Consider the following 17,965-nt stretch of genomic DNA (forward strand, 5'->3'; position numbering starts at 1 on the left):
GGGTGATGTTTTTATGCAGGTAAAACTTCTGTGCCAAGGCGGTACATCTGGCGCGGCAGGTCCTTTTCGGGGATCACTACTTCTACCAGGGTAGGCAGGTTCTGATACTGTGGCTGTGTCCATACTGCCGCCAGGGCCGCATTCAACTCATCTACCGTGGTTACGCGGATAGAGTTTGCGCCAAAGGCTTGTGCCAGGGCCTGATAATCCCATTTAGGCAGGAGGTCAAAAGTGTCAAAGGGTACTTTCTTTACCGGATCAAAAGCCTCAATATTCACATACACCTGTTCAATAGCATACACCTGGTTGCTCATTACAAAGATCACAGCATTAAGGTTGTTCCGCACCAGGGTAGAAAGGGATTGGCACACCATCATGAAACCACCGTCGCCGGCTACCGTCCATGCACGCTTGCCGCTACCCAGCTGTGCGCCGGAGGCCGCGCCGGTCTCATACCCGATGATCTGCCAGGCCGCGGAGGCAAGGAAGCTGTTCTTTTTTAAGCCATAGGCATTAGTGGCCACATACATGGCAGAGCTGATACCAAACGTCCATACGATCTGATCCAGCAGGTTATTCTGCGTCAGGTACTGCATGCTGTGCTGGAAGAAACGGTTGTAGGTAAGAATGTTGGGCTGGGCATCAAACCAGGGATCAGAGTTAGACACCCAGGGCTCCGGGTACTTGGGCTGCGGAGGGGCCGTTACTGTTAACGGATAGGTATTGGCCTTTTTGAAACGGATCAGCAGCGCATCCATAAACTCCTCCATGGATACATTCTCATAAGTAAAATAGCCCGCGCGTGTGTGCTCAGTAGTGCACAACACCATATAGGGATACTTGTTCTCCACAAACCAGAGATAGTCATCCGTCATAATGGTGCCCAGGGTAAGGATACAATCAGACTCTTCCACCGTCTTACGTACGCTTTCGATGGATGCCGCATCTGAATAGGTGCCGATAAACTTATCCCCGCCTTCGTCCAGCACGGTTTTACCCAGGGAAGTAGTAGTGTAAAGGAAACCGCTGGCATCAATAAGGTCCTGCAGCAGATCAGACAGTCCATGGCGCAGTACTTCCACACCGGCAAAGATCAGCGGTTTCTTGGCCGCGGTGATCTGTGACCAGGCCTCGTCTACCGCATTCTTGAGTACCAGGGGATCAGTGACATGTTTTCTTGCCCGGGGCAGGGTTTCAGGCAGCGGCTGCGGGCAGGGCTCGCCCCATACTTCTTTGTAACATTCAATAAATACGGGTCTTTTGTGGGTAAGGGCCTCTGTCAGCAGGTGGTCTATCTTTTCCGCAGCGCCTGCGGATGTGCTGAGCGTAATAGACCCTACGGTCACCCCTTCGTATACCTTCTGGTCATATGCCAGGTCGCCGGTGGAGTGGTGGTACAGCACATCATACATTTTGCCTATCCGGCGGGCGTCAGATCCTGGCGTGGCGCTGATCACCACTACAGGGCTCTTTTCTACATAAGAGCCGCCAACCCCATTCAGGGCAATAAAGGTACTTACGCCATATTGCAGGGATACGGCGGCAAGGCCCCTGGTGCGCCCATAAGCGTCTGCCGCATAACCGGCGTCCAGCTCATTGATACAGGCAACGGCATTGACGCCGTCAAAATGCTCCAGGGCTTGTGTGAAATTCTTTACGTAATCGCCGGGGATCTGGAAGACCTCCGTAACATTCAGTTGCTTTAACCTCGTGAGCAGGTAGTCTGCCACGGTAAATGGTGTTGCTTGCTGTTGCATTGTCAGCTTGGTTTATTGATTGAGGGATATTGTGTACGGTGTAGCGGTGGTGTTTCTCAGTTTTTCATCAGGACGAAAACAGTGTCATATCTACATAGGATTTTATGGTAAAGCGGGCCTTCCTGGGAAGTTGTTTACTATCTACAAAAAAAGCAAGCAATATTCTCTAAACATACACAAAAAACTGATGTGAATACAGTTGAGTTATGTTAAAAAAATAAAAGCCTTTAGTCTAACGACTTAAAGGCTTTTTTGTTCAAATAAATTGCGGAATAACCGTAATTTTTACAAGTCTCCCATTTTTATAGCTATTAGCTCTATTTTTTAGATAAACTGCAATACTTGTTCCCCCATAGCGGCGGTACCCAGTATTTTATCGGCGGCAGTTTGCTGGTCGGCAATATCCCTGGTACGGAAACCTGCTTTCAGCACTTTATCCACTGCATTGATCACCGCTTCAGATTCCGCTTTCAGGCCAAAGGAGATATCCAGCAGCAGCGCGGCAGACAGGATAGAGGCCAGCGGATTGGCTACGCCTTTACCGGTGATATCATGCGCGGAACCGTGGATAGGCTCATATACGCCGGTGCCATCACCTATGGAGGCAGAGGCCAGCATCCCCATGGAACCGGCTATCTGAGATGCTTCGTCCGTTAAGATATCGCCAAAAAGATTAGCCGTCACCACCACATCAAAACGGCGCGGGTCTTTGATCAGCAGCATGGCGGTAGCATCTACGAACTGGTGCTCTACTTCTACATCCGGGTATTCCGGCGCTATTTTCTGGATCACTTCGCGCCACAGGCGGGAGGTCTCGATCACATTGGCTTTATCTACGGAGCACAGTTTTTTACGGCGGGTACGGGCTGCCTCAAATGCTTTACGGGCAATACGCTCTACCTCAAAACGGCTGTATTCTGCAATATCGTAGGCGGTATCGCCATCATTCTTACGGCCTTTTTCGCCAAAATAGATATCGCCGGTCAGCTCGCGGAAGAACAGGATATCTGCGCCTTTTAATATTTCCGGTTTGATGCTGGAAGCGCCCAGCAGCTCATCAAACAGTTTAATGGGGCGCAGGTTGGCATATAAGCCCAGCTCCTTACGCATCTTTAACAGGCCCTGCTCCGGTCTTACCTTGGCGGTAGGGTCGTTATCATATTTAGGATGGCCTACAGCGCCAAATAATACGGCGTCAGACTTGCGCATCTTCTCCAGCGTTTCATCCGGCAGGGGAAGCCCGGTAGCCTCAATGGCTACGTGACCAATTAACGCCTCATCATACGTGAAAGTATGGCCGAATTTAGCGGCTATCTTATCCAGTACTAACTTTCCTACGGCAGTTACTTCCTGCCCGATTCCGTCGCCCGGAACAATTAAAATATGTTTGCTTGCCATTCTTGGTTTGATTGATATAAAAGGTGTGTCAGATCAGGTTCAGCATTTTCTGGGTAGCCTTGATAGCGGATACCGTCTGGTCGCTATCAAGCCCCCTTGTTTTAAATTCCTTGTTCCCGTGGCTCCAGGTGATGATGGTCTCACAAAGGGCGTCGGTCTTACCACCGGGCGGAATGCGCACAGCGTAGTCAGTAAGCGTGGGTAGCTCCTGCTGCTGTTTTTTATATACTTTCTTCAGCGCGTTCATAAAGGCATCGTACTGTCCATCCCCCTGGGCATGCTCCTCAAACAACTCGTCCTGTATGGAGATCTTGAGCGTGGCGGAGGGTTTCATATTACGGGCATGGGTAAGCACATAATCCTCTATCCTTACTTTTTCACTGATCGTATTGCTATCCAGGATATCGGAGATGATATAAGGCAGGTCTGCCTGGGTAACCACCTCTTTACGATCGCCCAGCTCGATGATACGTTGGGTCACCTTTTTCAGGTCCGGCTCAGAGAGCTGTATACCCAGCTGTTGCAGGTTGTTTTCTATATTGGCTTTGCCGCTGGTCTTACCCAGGGCATACAGGCGCTGACGGCCAAAACGTTCCGGCATCAGATCGCTGAAGTACAGTTTGTTCTTTTTGTCGCCATCTGCATGGATGCCCGCCGTTTGGGTGAACACATTCTCCCCTACCACCGGTTTATTCACCGGTATACGGAAACCGGAAAAGGTTTCTACCAGCTTGCTTACGCTGTATAACGATGCTTCCACAACGGCTGTTTTCACTTCCGGCAGAAAATCATTTAATACCGCTACCGCACTGGCCAGGGGAGCATTGCCGGCCCGCTCTCCCATCCCATTGATGGTGAGGTGGATGCCATGTGCGCCTGCTTTTATGCCTTCCAGCACATTGGCCGTGCCCAGGTCATAATCATTATGCGCATGAAAATCGAAATGGATACCGGGGTACCGCTGTACAATAGTGCTTACATACGCATATACCTCAGAAGGGATCAGCACGCCCAGCGTATCCGGCAGCATAATACGTTTTACCGGCTGGTCCTTCAGGAAATCCAGGTACTGGAACACATATTCGCTGGAGTGGCGCATGCCATTACTCCAGTCCTCCAGGTACACATTACATTCCAGGCCGTTTTTATTTGCCAGGGCTATCACGGCTGCCACCTCCGCAAAATGCTGCGCCGGTTGTTTTTTTAACTGATGGGTAAGATGGTTCAGCGAACCTTTGGTCAGCAGGTTCATCACCTTGGCGCCGGCTTCCTTCATCCATTTAATGGATACATCGCCATCTACAAAAGTGAGTACCTCTACCTTATGCAGCAGGCCCTGCTCCGCCGCCCAGCCGGTAATGGCCTTTACGGCCGCCAGCTCGCCTTCAGATACACGGGCAGATGCGATCTCAATCCGGTCTACCTTTACTTCAGTTAACAACAAACGGGCAATGGTGAGTTTTTCAGACGGGGAGAAAGAGACCCCGCTGGTTTGCTCCCCATCCCGCAGGGTGGTGTCCATTATCTCTATAAATCGTGGGACCGCTGGCATATTAGTATCAGTTGTGGTAGTATACAGTTAGCGGCATGACTCTCTGCCGCTAACTGCAGATAAGTTTAGTATATACTTTTGGCGGCGAACGTCTGTATATCGCCTTTCATGGCCTGCAGATAATCAATATCATCAAAGCCATTCATCATGTTATGCTTTTTGTAGCCGTTGATGTCGAAGGAAGCTTTTTCGCCGGTGGCCAGGATCGTGATGATCTGGTCCTGCAGGTTCACTTCCAGCTCCGTTTTAGGATCCGCCTCAATAGCGGTGAAGATCTTATCCAGGAATTCCGGGGTGATCTGCACGGGTAGCAGGCCTATGTTCAGGGAGTTGTTCTTGAAGATATCCGCAAAAAAGCTGGATACCACGCAGCGGAAACCATAATCATAAATGGCCCAGGCGGCGTGCTCACGGCTGCTGCCGCTGCCAAAGTTCTTGCCGCCTACCAGTATCTTACCGGTGTAGATAGGGTTATTCAGCACAAAATCCCGCTTGGGGGTATCGTCTGTATTATAACGCCAGTCGCGGAACAGGTTATCGCCAAAACCTTTACGCTCCGTAGCCTTCAGGAAACGGGCGGGAATGATCTGATCAGTGTCCACATTCTCAATGGGCATGGGCACTGCGGAACTCTTTAATATGGTGAATTTATCGTAAGCCATTGCTTTGTTTCGTTTATTGTTTTTGCAGATTGTGAAAGAAGCGGCTTTTTAGTCCGCCAGTAATACCCTGGGATCCGTTACAACACCGGTTACGGCAGCAGCGGCAGCCACCAGCGGGCTGGCCAGCAGCGTACGTGCGCCAGGGCCCTGCCTGCCTTCAAAGTTGCGGTTGCTGGTGCTTACGGCGTATTTGCCGGCAGGTATCTTATCATCATTCATGGCCAGACAGGCGGAACAGCCAGGCTGACGCAGCTGGAAACCGGCTGCAGTGAGGATGTCCAGGATACCCTCTTCTTTGATCTGCTGTTCAACGATATGAGAGCCGGGCACGATCCAGGCAGTCACATGATCCGCTTTCTTACGCCCTTTTACAATAGAGGCAAATGCGCGGAAATCTTCTATGCGGCCATTGGTACAGCTGCCAATGAATACATAATCCACTTTTTTGCCCAGCATGCCTTCATCTTCATGAAAGCCCATGTAGTTAAGGGATTTTTCGTAGCTGGCCTTACCGGCGCCCGCTTCCTGTGATACGGGAATATGGTGGGTAATGCCAATGCCCATACCCGGGTTGGTACCGTAGGTGATCATGGGCTCTATATCTGCTGCATTGTATTCATATTCCAGGTCAAAAGCGGCGCCTTCGTCTGTTTTCAGCGTTTTCCAGTAAGCCAGGGCCTTATCCCAGGCTTCGCCTTTAGGCGCTTTTTCGCGGCCTTTGATATAAGCGAAAGTGGTCTCGTCCGGGGCGATCATACCGCCGCGGGCGCCCATTTCTATACTCATGTTACAAACCGTCATACGGCCTTCCATACTCATTTGCTCAAATACCTCGCCCGCATATTCTACGAAATAACCGGTAGCGCCGGCTGCGGTGAGTTTGGCAATAATGTACAGGATCACGTCTTTGGGAGAGATACCCTTGCCCAGCTGACCATTCACCTTAATGCGCATCTTCTTGGGCTTGGGCTGCATAATACATTGTGAAGAAAGCACCATTTCCACTTCTGAAGTGCCAATACCAAACGCAATAGCGCCAAAAGCGCCGTGTGTAGAGGTATGGGAGTCGCCGCATACAATGGTCATACCCGGCAGGGTGATCCCATTTTCCGGGCCTACTACGTGCACAATACCGTTCTTGGGGTTACCCAGTCCCCAATGGGAAATACCATATTTGGCGGAGTTTACCTCCAGGGCTTTCAGCTGGTTGGCAGAAAGCGGATCCTGTACGGGCAGGTGCTGATTGATGGTAGGCGTATTATGATCGGCGGTAGCAAAGGTCTTTTCCGGGAACATCACTTTCAGCCCCCTGCCTTCCAGGCCCAGGAAAGCCACCGGGCTGGTAACTTCATGAATGAAATGCCGGTCTATAAAAAATACGTCTGGTCCGTCATCAATTTTCCTGACCACGTGGGAATCCCATACTTTGTCAAATAAGGTAGCGGGTAATTGGCTCATTTTTCACAATTTAAAAGTGCAGTGCAAAAATCTTAAAACCTATCCAGATAATTTGCTTTTTTTCTGAATTTCGTCTAAAAATACGGCTTAAACGATAAAAAATCAAGTATCCGGGGCAACATAGGCGCTGGTGGCCGTTTACATATAAAAACAGAGCCGCATATCAGCCGACAGGGTCAGCCATGGCATTTCCGGAAAATTTCCCAACTTTTATAAAAACAAGGTAACTGTTTAGCTAATATGAACTTTACGTTACCAAGCTGTAGCTGTATTGCATCACTTTTACCACCATTCTAATTTAGCGTCATGAAACCTATCTGCAGAACCTTATTCGTACTTCTGGTATGCTGTGTTACCCATTTTAACCTGTTTGCGCAAACTACCCAGGCCTCCATCACCGGCGTAGTCACTGATGAATCCAAACAGCCTGTTCCCGGAGCATCCATACTGGTACGTAACGAATCCACCGGCTTCAACACCCGGAGCATCACCAACGCCAAAGGCGAATTTTTCCTGAAAGAGCTCCCCCTGGGCGGACCGTACACCATCACGGCCACTTTTATGGGGTATGCGGAACAAAAACTGACCGGCTACGCGCTGAACCAGGGCGACCTGGTAAAGGTGCCCATCCAGCTGCGGTCAGCCGCTGTAAGCATGAATGAGATCACCGTATCCGGCAGCGCCCTTAAAAACAAAACAGAGAACTTTGGCGCCGCCACCACCGTTACCGCCCGCGATATTGCACGCCTGCCGGTAAACGGCCGTAATTTCACCACGCTTATTGATCTGTCGCCCTTAAGCAGTGGCAGTAACCTGGCGGGCCAGCTAGGCTCTTCCACCAACATCACCATTGACGGTACCTCTGCCAAGAACCCTACTTCCAGCGCCGGCACCAACTCCCGTATCGGCGGGCCTTATGCCATTTCTATGGAAGCCATCCGCGAGTTCAAGGTAGTGACCAACCAGTATGATGTTACTTTCGGACGCGCCGGCGGCGGTACCATCAGTACCGTAACAAAATCAGGTACCAACACTTTTTCCGGTACCGCCTTTATGTATGCCCGCGCAGATGAGCTCTCCAGCTCCTATGATCTCCGCGGCAACAAACGCCAGAATGATTTCTCCACCTATCAGTACGGCTTCTCACTGGGCGGCCCTATCATCAAGGACAAGGCGCATTTCTTTGTAGCCTGGGACCGCCAGGATGATGCCCGTCCTCTCTTCCTGGCAGACATCCAGACGCCGGCCGATGAAAAACGCCTGGGCGTCAGCCAGACCACATTGGACCAGTTCCTGGGTATTGCCCGTACCAAATATGGCGTAGCCAACACGCCGCAGTTTGGCTCCTTTGACAAAAAACGCCATACCGATGCGGTATTTGGCCGTATAGACTGGCAGCTGAACGAGAAAAACCTGCTTACCATCCGCGATAACTATATCAATGACCGCGCTCCCCTGGGCCGCGACGATAATACGCAGATCAACATGTACGAGGTATATGCGGATGCCCATGCGCTGAATAACAGCCTGCTGGCCACCCTGCGTACCGTGGTAAGCTCCCGCCTTACCAATGAGCTGAAACTGCAGCACCTCTACACCTTTGAAGAAAGCTCCCCGGGCGATGAGCTGCCGGATGCCAACATTCCCCGCGCCATCGTAGAGCAGATCCGCTCCAGGGTAGGCGCCATTACAGATAGCGGTACCGCTGCCATACAGCTGGGCGGCCAACGCTATTCGCCGGAGCATTTCTACAACCACGTAGTACAGCTGGTAGATAACGTATACTTCAGTACCAACAAAGCCAACTACACATTTGGTACAGATATCATGTACAGTCATATGAATTCCTTATATGGCAGTGAAATGAACGGCCGTTTCTATTTCTCCGGCATGGACAATTTCAATAACCTTACGCCCTACCGCTATGCGCGGGAGGTGGCGCTGGCAGACGATCCGGCCCTGAACCAGAACATCATCGCCGCCGGTGTTTATGCACAGATGCAGACCAAACTGTTCAAAGGTTTTGAAATGATCGCCGGCCTGCGGGCAGATTATACCGCCTACCTGAATAAAGCGAACTTTAACCAAACAGTGTACGATGAGCTGGGCCTGCGTACCAACAACGGCTTCACCACTTTCCAGCTGCAGCCCCGCCTGCAGTTTAACTGGGATATCAACGAAAAGCATAAGGATTACCTGCGCTTTGGCGCCGCCATCTTTGGATCAGACATTAATAACTATGCCGTTATCAACAACATGCTGTTTGACGGTACCAAGGTATTAACCGTGGATGTACAGGGCGCCAACGTACCCAAGCCTAACTTCCCCGGTTACCGCAAGGATCCTTCCACCGCGCCCGGTAAGGAACTGTTTGACCAGCTGGGCCTGCCCCGCCAGGGCACTATCAACCTGAACGGCGCAGATGCCCGTATACCCGTGGTATACAAGGCTAATCTCTCCTATAACCACTTCTTTACAGAGCGTTTGAAAGCAGGCGTTACCTTCTTTACCACTATTGCCCGCAACAACTATATGTATGTGGATCGCAATATTGCTGACCAGCCTTTCTTCCGCCTGGCCAATGAAGATAACCGCGGCGTATATGTACCCGCCAATACCATCAACACCACTAACGGCGCTACAGACTGGCAAAAAGGCCGCAAGACCACAAACGTGAGCCGCGTGCTGGAACTGAACAGCGCAGGTAAAGTGAACCAGTACGCCTTTGTATTGGATGCTACCTACCGCTACTTTAAAGATGGCGAGGTTACCTTCAGCTACACCTGGAACGACGCAAAGGATAATACCTCCTACAATGGCGACGTAGCCAACAGCGCTACCTTATCGCTTATGGTAAGGGACGATCCCCGCGATCTGAGCCATATGACCTACTCCGATGTACAGTTTCGTCATAAAGTGGTTTTCTACGGCACCCTGCCCAGCTGGAAAGGTTTTGTGGTAGGCGTGCGTTTCTCCGGCATAGGCGGTACCCGGTACTCCCTGGCGGTGAATGGCAACGTAAACGGCGATTTTGTGGCGTCTAACGACCTCGCCTATGTATTCAATACCAGCGATGCCTCCGTACAGGAAAAGATCAGGACCGGTATACAGACCCTGCTGAATAACCCCAGCGTTTCGCAGAGCACCAAATATTACATCAGCAAAAGCATGGGCAAAATAGCGGAGCGTAATGGCGGCGAAAACGGCTTTTACGGCGTGTGGGACCTGCGGGTGGCCAAGAAGTTCAAGATCCATAAGTCACAGAACATAGAGATCTCCGGCGATATCTTTAACGTAGCCAACCTGCTTAACAAAACCTGGGGCGCCAACAAAGCGCTGGGTAAACAGAACCTGTACACGCTCAACGGTTTTGACAACGTAAATAACATCTATAAATACAACGTAAACGCGAATACCGGCGTAGTAACCCCAGGTGGTAACCCCTGGCAACTGCAGTTTGGCGTTCGTTATTCATTCTAAGCTATATTGATGACGGGATGACCCCAAAGGAATGGGTCATCCCGTTTTACAACCCCTCCGGTTTGAAATCCCATAGCGAAGCCGTATCTTCCAGAGATATTGCGATCGCACGTTATGAAACATTCTTTCCTCATTGGGGCCCTATATGCCCTTTGCTGTTTTCAACCCGCCCATGCCCAGGTAAGATTACCGCGTTTAGTACGGGACAGTATGATCCTGCAACGGGATACGAAAATAAAGCTATGGGGCTGGGCCGGCAGCAAGGAAAAGCTAACCATCCGGTTTACCGGTAAAACTTACCATACTACCGCAAACGCCAATGGCGAATGGACCATACAACTGGCGCCTCTGCCGGCAGGCGGCCCATATACCATGGATCTTATCGCCAGCAATCATATTACCCTAAAGGATATATTAATAGGCGATGTATGGCTTTGCGCCGGGCAATCCAACATGGTGCTGCCTATGGAGCGGGTAAAGGAAAAATACCCGGCAGAAATAGCGGCGGCCAATAACCCCGCCATCCGGCATTTCTTCATCTCTACCCTCAGCAACCTGCAAGGCCCGCAACCAGACCTCCCTACCGGCTATTGGAGATCTGCGGTGCAGGGAGATATTCTACAATTCTCCGCTACGGCCTACTTTTTCGCAAAGAACATTTACGAAAAATACCATGTGCCTATTGGGTTGATCAACGCCAGCGTAGGCGGCACACCTATTGAAGCCTGGATCAGTGAAGATGGCCTGCGATCTTTACCCGCCTACTCGCAACGGATACAGCAACTAAAAGACACCGGTTATGTAAACCCCATTAACAGGAACGCGGACGCCATTGCCGCCGCCGTAAAAGCCGCCCTGCCACCAGATGATGGCCTCACCGCCCCGGTAAAATGGTTTGATACCGCGTATATTCCTAAAGGATGGCGCCCCATCAACACCCCCGGCTATTGGGAAGAACAGGGTATAAAAGACCTCCGCGGCACTGTATGGTACCGGCGGGAGATAACAGTACCGGCAGCTATGGCGGGTCTTCCCGCCAAACTATTCATGGGCAGGATCAAAGACGCAGACTTTACCTATGTGAACGGGGTGCTCGTGGGCAATATCACCTACCAATACCCGCCCCGCAGGTACACCGTGCCTGCCGGCGTATTACGCCCGGGCAAAAACCTGGTAGTGGTAAGGGTTACCAACCAAAGTAAAGGCGGTGGTTTTGTACCGGACAAGCCCTATTACCTGGAAGCAGCAGGCCAGCGCATAGACCTCAAAGGAGAATGGTTATATAAAACCGGCCAGGTATTTCTCCCAACTGATGATGACGTACCGGTCATAGACGCAAAGTACGAACCGGCAGCCCTGTTCAACGCCATGATAGCGCCACTTACAGGCTACACCGTAAAAGGCTTTCTCTGGTACCAGGGAGAAGCCAATACAGACCAGCCAGAAAACTACAAACAGCTCTTGCCCGCGCTCATCAACGATTGGCGCAAGCAATGGCAACTGGGCATTCTGCCTTTCCTGTATGTACAGCTGCCTAATTATATGGCGCGGCAATACCTGCCATCAGAAAGTAACTGGGCTATTTTACGGGAAGGCCAGCTAAAAGCATTATCCACCCCTAATACCGCCATGGCAATCACCATTGACCTGGGCGAGTGGAACGACATTCATCCCCTGAATAAAGCAGATGTAGGTAAACGCCTGTCCCTGGCGGCGCAAAAACTGGCTTATGGGGATACCACCATCGCTGCATCCGGTCCCATATACCAATCAGATAAAATTGAAGGCGATAACATCATCATCACCTTCAGGTATGCTGATGGCGGATTAGTAGCCAAAGATGGAGAGCCCCTCAGCCAGTTTGCCATCGCTGGCGCAGATAAACAATTTGTATGGGCACAGGCCATCATATCCGGCAACACCGTGATCGTACACAGTAACCAGATAAAACACCCCATGTACGTACGCTACGCCTGGGCAGATAACCCGGATGGCGCTAACCTCTCTAACGGACATGGGTTACCGGCGTCCCCTTTCAGAACAGATCAATAAGCAGAATAGGAAAGATAAATTGGCAGGCCTGCCGTTGAAGGGATTAACTTACCATAACAAATTACAGATGCATACCACCGGATGCTTCCAGACGCTGACCATTCACCCAGCGGGATTCTTCGCTGCACAGGAACGCTACTACTGCGCCAATATCTTCCGGTACGCCTACCCGGCCTAACGCAATATGAGAGGCTATCAGGTCATTGAGGGCCTTGGTATCGCGCACCACGCCGCCGGCAAAATCTGTTTCTATAGCGCCCGGGGCAATTACATTGGAACGGATGCCCCTGGCCCCCAGCTCCTGCGCCTGATACCTGGTCAATACCTCAATAGCGCCTTTCATAGCGGCATAAGCACTGTAACCAGGCGTAGTAAAGCGGGCCAGACCGGTAGATACGTTTACAATAGCGCCGCCATCCGCCATCAACGGTAATAATTTTTGCGTAAGGAAGAATACGCCTTTGAACTGGATGTTCAGCAACTCATCAAACTGCGTTTCCGTAGTCTCTGCAAACGGGGCGTATACACCAATACCGGCATTGTTCACCAGGGAGTGCAGCTTATCTGCGCCAAAGCTATCTTTCAGCGTAGCGCTTACAGATGTAACAAAAGCGTCAAAGGAGCCAATATTGCCTACATTAAATTGTAAGGCGGCGGCTTTCTGGCCGGTTTGCTCGATCTCCTTTACCACTTGCAGCGCTTCCTCTTTTTTACTGTTATAGGTAAGGATCACGCTAATACCTTTTCTGGCCAGGCTTAAAGCCATGTCTTTTCCCAGGCCGCGGCTACCGCCGGTAACCAGGGCAATCTGTTGTGTCTGTGTCATATTGTTTGTGTTTTATTGTTCACACAACAAAATTACCACAGCCCTGTGCCTCAAAAATGGTGTAAGCTTCAGATTTTAGTTTCCCGCTGGCTTTTGCGGTATTGCAGGGGCGTAATACCCGCCATGCCTTTAAAGAATTTGGTGAAATTGGTGGGATCATTATAACCAAAACGGTAGCCAATATCCGCTATGGACAGCTCCGTTGCCCGCAGCATTTGCTGCGCCTCTGCCAGTATCCGCTGCTCCATAAAATCGCAGGGAGATCTGCCGGTAGTTTCCCGCAGGGTGTTCGTTAGATGCCGGGGGTGAATATATAACCTGCGGGCAAACTCCGTTGCACTAAAACGGCCTTCTGCCCGCCCACTCAGCAGATCTGCGATATGTTCTTCCATCAGCTGTAAAAAGCTGGTGGTAATTTCCTCTTTCCTGGTAAGTGCTGCTTGTGACAATGCCATAGCTGACAGGCTTTGTGCAAATTTAGCTAATATCTGCGGGCACAGGTAGCTCTTTCCGTTTTCGCCAGAAAAGATAAGCCACAATTACAGTAGCAATAGGCAAGCCTATCCCAAACTCATCAATATAATAGGCGGTTTGCCCTTTATCTACCGTTAGCGGCGTAAAGATCACCTGGATAAACAGGTTATGACTGGCGTGCAGGATAGCGCCGGTCCAAAGGCTACCGGATTTAAGACGCATCCAGGTAAATATAAAACAGCTGGAAAAGATCATGACCGTAAAACAGGTCAGCGAAAACCATTTGGAAACGCCGGAATTATAATCAGCAAACATCAGCAAAGGATAATGGTAAAGCGACCATATCAACCCCATCCACAGGGAAGTGGCCGTGTAGGAATTAACCTTGGCTATTTGCGGCGTAAGAAAGCCCCGCCAGCCAATCTCTTCGCCCACCGCAGACGACATAGAACGGGCCATTCCAAAAATACCTACCAATATTACATACAGAAAGATCACTACGCCATCCGGCAGGGACCAATGGAAGCCCTCCCTTACCTTATCCAGCAGTTCCTTGTTATAGAACCCGCCTTTACCGCTGATCCAGATGATGAGATAAGGGACCAGGGCATAAAAAAACGGGATCAGATAGGACCATAACTGGTATTTGGTCTGGCCCCATTTCCAGCCCAGGGAAGCCACCGGAATACGCCGGATGGCACAGGTAATAAGCGCGCCTATCGCCGGGCACCACATGATCATGATCGTGTAACCAGCCCCGCCAAAACCGGCTCTAAGCGTACCCGCGCGGGCAATCAAAATGTAAAGGGGAAGGCATAACAAGCCAGTAATAACCAGGAACGTGGTAATATTCTTCCTGGTCGCAATTTTGGTTGAAGGAGTTTCCATACGTGGTGCTACATTAAGGGTATCTGGTAATATACAGAAAAGGTTTGATATAAAACAGCTACGGATAAATAGTCACCACCGGTGGCGGCCCCCAGGAACTGATATCATCCGCAGTTAAGATATGATACCGTGAACCAGCCCCGCCCAGCTCGCCGGTATATTTACTGAACACCACCTCCACTATACGATGGTGGCGGATCATATACGAGCACAATATACAAGGCTCTGCATTGCTATAGATAGTAGCGCCCGCACAACTCCCATGGCGTTTTACCGCCTCCAGTACCGCCAGCGCCTCCGCATGGCGCGAGATATCTTTCAGCTGCCGGCTCTTTTCAGCGGCCTCACCCAGTATTACCCCATCCTTTACCACTACGCTGCCTACCGGGCTCTCCCCTTCTGCAGCCGCTATGGCCGCCAGTTCCAGGCATCGTTGCATAAACGGGTAATGCGGGTCTGTTGTAGTATCCATATGGCGCAAATTAGTATTTAAACCCCAGTGTTTATTTGCTAATATTTTTAGTAATTTTGATAAAGACATAACCACCAACCCATGAGCGAGCGGATACGTGAGAAATTGACCTTACTGGCAGATGCTGCCAAATACGATGTGAGCTGCGCCAGCAGCGGCAGCGACCGGAAGAACGAGAACAAAGGCCTGGGCAACGCCTCCAATGGCATCTGCCACGCCTACACAGAAGACGGCCGCTGTGTAAGCCTCCTGAAAATACTCCTCAGCAATTTTTGCATCTACGATTGCGCCTATTGCATCAGCCGCAAAAGTAATGATATCAAACGCGTAGCATTTACCGTACAGGAAGTAGTAGACCTCACCATCAACTTCTACCGCCGCAATTATATCGAAGGCCTGTTCCTCAGCTCCGGCATCTTTAAAAACCCTGACTACACCATGGAGCGGCTGGTGCTGGTAGCTAAAAAACTACGTACAGAACATAATTTCCACGGATACATTCACCTGAAAACCATCCCCGGCGCCAGCGATGAGCTCATGCAGGCCGCCGCCCTCTATGCGGACCGCTTAAGCGTGAACGTAGAAATGCCTACCAAAGAAAGCTTGCGGCTCCTGGCCCCGGACAAAGACCGGGACGATATGCTCAAACCCATGCAGTACATTGATAAGGCCCTGATCCAGAACCAGGAGGAAAAGAAACAATTTAAGCAAGCCCCCACCCTCGCGCCTGCCGGACAAAGCACCCAAATGGTCATTGGCGCCTCCCCGGAAACAGATTTCCAGGTGCTTTATATGTCCGACTATTTCTACCGCAAAATGCACCTGCGGCGCGTATACTACTCCGGTTATGTACCCATAAGCTATGATAACCGCCTGCCTGCCATAGGTACGCCAGTCCCCATTATCCGGGAAAACAGGTTATACCAGGCAGACTGGCTCATGCGGTTTTACCATTTCAAAGTACATGAGATCATCACGCCGGATGCACCGCTCCTGGATATGCAGATCGATCCCAAACTGGCCTGGGCCTTACGCAACCTCCATTTGTTCCCCATAGACATTAATACGGCAGACTATCATCTCATCATGCGGATCCCTGGTATTGGCCTCCAATCGGCCCAAAAGATCTGCGAAGCCAGGAAGTTCAGCCGCCTGAACATGCACCATCTGCAACAGATAGGCATCGCCATAAACCGCGCCCGGTATTTCATTACCACCAGCGATGTAAAAATGGTAAAGGATTACCAGGCAGACCAGATAAAGGAATTCATTTTAAACGAAGGCAAGAGCAAATACGCACCTAACTTTTCCCAACAGCTAAAGCTGTTTTAATACAAGAAGTGAATGATGCAAACCGTGTTATATGACGCCAGCTTCGAGGGCTTTTTTACCGCCGTATTTGAGATCTACGAATACCGCATCAGCCAACCGGACATACAAAGGGAAGGCGCCGCTGCCGTAAGCCTCTTTGGCAATACCCACACCGTACATACAGACCGGAACAAAGCAGGCAGGGTAATAAAAAAGCTGCAGGAAAAACTCTACGAAGATGCATTCCGTCAATTATACTGGTCCTTTCTCTCCGCACAACCAGGCATAGAAAATACCCTGTTCCGGTATACCCGCTACGCCTTGTCATCGTCCCAGCAAATAACAACCGATTATAGCAACGCCGATGTACTGACCATACAACAAACCGCCAAAAAGATGGGACGGGAAAAACACCGCATGGAAGCCTTCATCCGTTTTCAGCAAACAAAGGACGGGCTGTATTACGCTGTAGTATCGCCAGACTTTAACGTACTGCCGCTGATCAGCCGGCATTTTGAAGAGCGGTATGCAGACCAGCGCTGGCTCATCTATGATACCACCCGCAAGTATGGAATATTCTATGATCTTAATACCGTCAGCGAAGTAAGTATTGATTTTACCACCTCCCCGCAGGATACCGCTGCTATCTATGATGAAAAAGAAGCCCTGTACCAATCCCTGTGGCAAACCTATTTTAACAGCACCAACATCACCGCCCGTAAGAACATGCCCCTGCATATCCGCCATATGCCACGGCGGTACTGGAAATACCTCACAGAGAAAAAACCTTATTAAACAACAAAGGCAGCCGATACGTTCAGCTGCCTTGTTGCAATTATGGCAAATACGGGTTATTGTTTCACTGTTACAAAGAAGCGGCCGGAAAAGCGGTACTTCACTTCTTTTTTGCTGATAACGCCGTCTTCCGCTACATCCGGCATAGTAAAGGTAGAGGTCTCCGTATCATACTCAATCAGGGAGCGGTCCCGCTTTTTACCGGATACCGTACTGGGATCAAAAGTAAAGCCCAGTTCATTGCTCATACGGGTCTCTGTTTTGATCAGGGGGATGGTATCATTCAGGCCATTACGGTCAACACTGAATGCTTTCACACCCTGGTAAGTATCTTTGGCAGAATACACCGCATGGCCAATACCCAGGTAAAAAGTCTTACCGGCAGCCTTTTTCACAAATACATCCGTGTACCAGAAACCTGCCGCTGCGCTAATATCCGGTTGCAGTTTGGCAAATACCTTATTGGCGCTTTTATATTGATAAATGTTACTGTAGTATTGCGTGCCACCCGTGCCGCCGGTGCGCCAGGAGTAGATCCGGAACGCGCCGCCTTCTGCCTCCGCCACATACAGACCTTCTTTTACCAGGGCTTTGAACTCATAGGTAAGCGTACCCGGCTCTGACAGATATGATAACAGGCTTTCACGGAAATAACGGTTGGCTTCCTTTAGGGAATCCGCGTTTGCTTGCTCTTTGAAGCTTACCCAATGATTGAGATCCTTTAAGATAACCGCCAATTTCTGTTCTCCCGCGGCGAGATTCTGGGAGTAGGCTGCCTGGCTATACACAAATGCAATGACAGCAAGTAATTTTTTCATAGGATGGAAATATTAAATGTTC

Annotated in this window: 14 protein-coding genes; 4 read left to right on the top strand and 10 right to left on the bottom strand. The window is 50.4% G+C overall.

From position 1 onward, the window contains the following. Window positions 1-11 precede the first annotated feature (11 nt). The 5 genes from F0L74_RS31880 to leuC form a co-directional block, all read right to left on the bottom strand. Window positions 12-1,757: an alpha-keto acid decarboxylase family protein gene (locus F0L74_RS31880; RefSeq protein WP_149841918.1), complete on the bottom strand. Its 1,746-nt coding sequence runs from the start codon at window positions 1,755-1,757 to the stop codon at window positions 12-14. 324 nt (window positions 1,758-2,081) lie between these two features. After that, window positions 2,082-3,155 carry a 3-isopropylmalate dehydrogenase gene (gene leuB, locus F0L74_RS31885; protein ID WP_149841919.1) on the bottom strand — a complete coding sequence of 358 codons (1,074 nt, stop codon included), beginning with the start codon at window positions 3,153-3,155 and terminating at the stop codon, window positions 2,082-2,084. 28 nt (window positions 3,156-3,183) lie between these two features. After that, complete coding sequence (locus tag F0L74_RS31890; protein ID WP_149841920.1) at window positions 3,184-4,677, bottom strand: hydroxymethylglutaryl-CoA lyase-like TIM-barrel protein; 1,494 nt, start codon at window positions 4,675-4,677, stop codon at window positions 3,184-3,186. A gap of 95 nt (window positions 4,678-4,772) precedes the next feature. Further along, window positions 4,773-5,369 (bottom strand): 3-isopropylmalate dehydratase small subunit, encoded by a 597-nt coding sequence (gene leuD, locus F0L74_RS31895; protein WP_149841921.1) that lies wholly within the window; start codon window positions 5,367-5,369, stop codon window positions 4,773-4,775. A 48-nt stretch (window positions 5,370-5,417) separates the two neighbouring features. Continuing rightward, window positions 5,418-6,827, bottom strand: coding sequence for a 3-isopropylmalate dehydratase large subunit (gene leuC / locus F0L74_RS31900; protein WP_149841922.1), 1,410 nt, complete (start codon window positions 6,825-6,827; stop codon window positions 5,418-5,420). Window positions 6,828-7,133: 306 nt separating this feature from the next. Here leuC and F0L74_RS31905 point away from each other — a divergent pair, with 306 nt between their 5' ends. Further along, a complete protein-coding gene (locus F0L74_RS31905) occupies window positions 7,134-10,307 on the top strand; it encodes a TonB-dependent receptor (RefSeq protein ID WP_149841923.1) in 3,174 nt (1,057 codons plus the stop codon). Between the two features lie 114 nt (window positions 10,308-10,421). Beyond that, entirely contained in the window at window positions 10,422-12,359 is a 1,938-nt protein-coding gene (locus F0L74_RS31910; RefSeq protein ID WP_149841924.1) for a sialate O-acetylesterase, read from the top strand. Between the two features lie 61 nt (window positions 12,360-12,420). On the opposite strand, the gene F0L74_RS31915 is transcribed toward F0L74_RS31910, so the two are convergent. The 4 genes from F0L74_RS31915 to F0L74_RS31930 all read right to left on the bottom strand — a co-directional run bounded on the left by F0L74_RS31915 (window position 12,421) and on the right by F0L74_RS31930 (window position 15,019). Beyond that, window positions 12,421-13,185, bottom strand: coding sequence for an SDR family NAD(P)-dependent oxidoreductase (locus tag F0L74_RS31915; RefSeq protein ID WP_149841925.1), 765 nt, complete (start codon window positions 13,183-13,185; stop codon window positions 12,421-12,423). 68 nt (window positions 13,186-13,253) lie between these two features. Further along, window positions 13,254-13,640 (bottom strand): helix-turn-helix domain-containing protein, encoded by a 387-nt coding sequence (locus F0L74_RS31920; protein ID WP_149841926.1) that lies wholly within the window; start codon window positions 13,638-13,640, stop codon window positions 13,254-13,256. A gap of 22 nt (window positions 13,641-13,662) precedes the next feature. Beyond that, entirely contained in the window at window positions 13,663-14,547 is an 885-nt protein-coding gene (locus F0L74_RS31925; RefSeq protein ID WP_149841927.1) for a CPBP family intramembrane glutamic endopeptidase, read from the bottom strand. A 58-nt stretch (window positions 14,548-14,605) separates the two neighbouring features. After that, entirely contained in the window at window positions 14,606-15,019 is a 414-nt protein-coding gene (locus tag F0L74_RS31930; RefSeq protein ID WP_246197899.1) for a nucleoside deaminase, read from the bottom strand. An 81-nt stretch (window positions 15,020-15,100) separates the two neighbouring features. Here F0L74_RS31930 and F0L74_RS31935 point away from each other — a divergent pair, with 81 nt between their 5' ends. Together F0L74_RS31935 and F0L74_RS31940 are read left to right on the top strand one after the other, a co-directional pair. After that, window positions 15,101-16,351 (top strand): putative DNA modification/repair radical SAM protein, encoded by a 1,251-nt coding sequence (locus F0L74_RS31935; RefSeq protein WP_149841928.1) that lies wholly within the window; start codon window positions 15,101-15,103, stop codon window positions 16,349-16,351. A gap of 12 nt (window positions 16,352-16,363) precedes the next feature. Continuing rightward, complete coding sequence (locus F0L74_RS31940; protein ID WP_246197900.1) at window positions 16,364-17,125, top strand: TIGR03915 family putative DNA repair protein; 762 nt, start codon at window positions 16,364-16,366, stop codon at window positions 17,123-17,125. A 56-nt stretch (window positions 17,126-17,181) separates the two neighbouring features. On the opposite strand, the gene F0L74_RS31945 is transcribed toward F0L74_RS31940, so the two are convergent. Continuing rightward, window positions 17,182-17,943 carry a hypothetical protein gene (locus tag F0L74_RS31945; protein ID WP_149841929.1) on the bottom strand — a complete coding sequence of 254 codons (762 nt, stop codon included), beginning with the start codon at window positions 17,941-17,943 and terminating at the stop codon, window positions 17,182-17,184. Between the last annotated feature and the right edge of the window lie 22 nt (window positions 17,944-17,965).

Origin of the sequence: Chitinophaga agrisoli, assembly GCF_008386695.1 — a bacterium.
Lineage (GTDB): Bacteria > Bacteroidota > Bacteroidia > Chitinophagales > Chitinophagaceae > Chitinophaga > Chitinophaga agrisoli.

Excerpts from the sequence above, each read along its gene's own strand:
- F0L74_RS31880 (WP_149841918.1), bottom strand. The coding sequence starts at position 1,757 with ATGCAACAGCAAGCAACACCATTTACCGTGGCAGACTACCTGCTCACG.
- leuB (WP_149841919.1), bottom strand. The coding sequence starts at position 3,155 with ATGGCAAGCAAACATATTTTAATTGTTCCGGGCGACGGAATCGGGCAG.
- F0L74_RS31890 (WP_149841920.1), bottom strand. The coding sequence starts at position 4,677 with ATGGACACCACCCTGCGGGATGGGGAGCAAACCAGCGGGGTCTCTTTC.
- leuD (WP_149841921.1), bottom strand. The coding sequence starts at position 5,369 with ATGGCTTACGATAAATTCACCATATTAAAGAGTTCCGCAGTGCCCATG.
- leuC (WP_149841922.1), bottom strand. The coding sequence starts at position 6,827 with ATGAGCCAATTACCCGCTACCTTATTTGACAAAGTATGGGATTCCCAC.
- F0L74_RS31905 (WP_149841923.1), top strand. The coding sequence starts at position 7,134 with ATGAAACCTATCTGCAGAACCTTATTCGTACTTCTGGTATGCTGTGTT.
- F0L74_RS31910 (WP_149841924.1), top strand. The coding sequence starts at position 10,422 with ATGAAACATTCTTTCCTCATTGGGGCCCTATATGCCCTTTGCTGTTTT.
- F0L74_RS31915 (WP_149841925.1), bottom strand. The coding sequence starts at position 13,185 with ATGACACAGACACAACAGATTGCCCTGGTTACCGGCGGTAGCCGCGGC.
- F0L74_RS31920 (WP_149841926.1), bottom strand. The coding sequence starts at position 13,640 with ATGGCATTGTCACAAGCAGCACTTACCAGGAAAGAGGAAATTACCACC.
- F0L74_RS31925 (WP_149841927.1), bottom strand. The coding sequence starts at position 14,547 with ATGGAAACTCCTTCAACCAAAATTGCGACCAGGAAGAATATTACCACG.
- F0L74_RS31930 (WP_246197899.1), bottom strand. The coding sequence starts at position 15,019 with ATGGATACTACAACAGACCCGCATTACCCGTTTATGCAACGATGCCTG.
- F0L74_RS31935 (WP_149841928.1), top strand. The coding sequence starts at position 15,101 with ATGAGCGAGCGGATACGTGAGAAATTGACCTTACTGGCAGATGCTGCC.
- F0L74_RS31940 (WP_246197900.1), top strand. The coding sequence starts at position 16,364 with ATGATGCAAACCGTGTTATATGACGCCAGCTTCGAGGGCTTTTTTACC.
- F0L74_RS31945 (WP_149841929.1), bottom strand. The coding sequence starts at position 17,943 with ATGAAAAAATTACTTGCTGTCATTGCATTTGTGTATAGCCAGGCAGCC.